Raw genomic sequence first — 1,647 nt, forward strand, 5'->3', positions numbered from 1 at the left:
CGCTCTTCTTGAGAACTGGGGCCACGGTTGAGGGGGGATCGGTGGCCTCTGGAGGGCCAAACGAGTTCGTCCTTGGGGGTGGCGGTACCGCGTAGCCGAGGCGAATGTCTTTGTAGGCGCGCTGCCCCATCGACACCGGACCATCCGGCTGTTCTTCTTCGCTTCCACCAGAGGAATCGGGAGGAACAGGAATGGGACAGCGCAGCAGGATTCTGACACAGATCGTAGGGTTTCCGGGCTTCAAAGTGATGGACGTGACCTTCAAGAACGAGGATGGCGAGGTCGTGGAACAGCGTGGCGAGACGCCGCCGCCATCTTGCAGCCTGGAGATCACGCTGAGGCGTCGGTGGTCGCCGCGGTGCGCGAAGTGTGGTGCCATCGGGGGCCGCCGCCATGAGCAGCTCGCGCCCCGCCGCTGGCGAGATCTGCCGTGGGCGGGGCGTGAGGTGACTCTTGTCTACGCGCCGATCCGCGTTGACTGCAAACGATGTCGCGGCCACTCCGTCGAGCAGCTGAGCTGGGCTGAGCCACATCAGCGGCAAACCAAGCGCTTCCAGCAGCACGTCGCGTTGGATGCGTTCTCGATGCCAGTGCTGCATGTCGCAACGAAGTACGGACTCGACTGGAGCACGGTTCGACGCGCGGAGTGTGCGGCGATCGAGCGGTGGGAGAGGACGCGTCCGCAGCCCACGCTCACGAAGGTCGGGATCGATGAGAAGTGGCTCGGCCGCCGCCACCGCGGGAAGCACAAGTTCGTCACCATCATCAGCGACCTCGAGTCCGGGGAGCCCGTCTGGTGGGGCTATGGACGCAGCGAGGTCACGGTGGCAACCTGGCTGGCGTCTCTCTTGAGGGAGCAGAAGGAGGCGATTCGCGTCGTGGCTGCTGACATGCATCGGCCCTTCTTCAATGCCATTCGCGGCGACGATGTGCTCGCAAAGGTCCCGTTCGTCCACGACCCGTTTCACGTCATCAAGCGGGCCGGGGAGGCAGTTTCCGAGCTGCGCCGCTCGATCTTCTTCCGTGCAGGCCCTACGCTGCGCGCTGTCGGGTGTGGCACGCGGTGGCTCGTGCTTCGGCCCTGGGAACGGGTGAAGGAGGACGACCGCAAACGACTGACCCAGGTCTTCAGGCTGAACGGCAAGCTCGCCCGCGCGTATCAGGTACTTGAGGAGCTGCGGCTGGTCCTTCGCGCACCAGACAGGGCCTCGATCACGGCAGGGCTCATGCACATCCTCCGACGCACGGAGCGACGCGCCAACATCCCCATGCGCAAGCTTCACGACTCGCTTGGACGACACTGGCACGAGATCATCGCGCTTGCCGAACATCGTCCACCGACCGGCCGCATTGAGGCTCTCAACAACAACTGGGAGACCCTCGTACGTCGAGGACGCGGCTATCGTGATCACCAGCATCTCTTCCGCAAGCTCCGCTTCATGGTTGCCAACCCAGTGCGTACTGACGATGGTGTGAAGCGCTTCCTAGCTCTCGGCCTCCCCACGCCCCACCGGAGGGCCTCATGACGCCCCCGGAGACCGGCGCGGCGCTCGCTAGTGGGACGTTTACTCGATCCCAGCGCTGCGAGCGCCGTGACGGGCGGCCAGAAACTACGCTATCCATTGGCCCCACTTTCCCAGAAGAGCC

General features: G+C 64.5%; 1 protein-coding gene. It reads left to right on the forward strand.

The window, feature by feature from the left end:
• The first annotated feature begins 254 nt into the window (after positions 1-254).
• A complete protein-coding gene (locus KF724_13910; GenBank protein MBX3356784.1) occupies positions 255-1,526 on the forward strand; it encodes an ISL3 family transposase in 1,272 nt (423 codons plus the stop codon).
• The last annotated feature ends 121 nt before the right edge of the window (positions 1,527-1,647 follow it).

This window comes from Phycisphaeraceae bacterium (genome assembly GCA_019636735.1).
GTDB lineage: Bacteria > Planctomycetota > Phycisphaerae > Phycisphaerales > SM1A02 > VGXK01.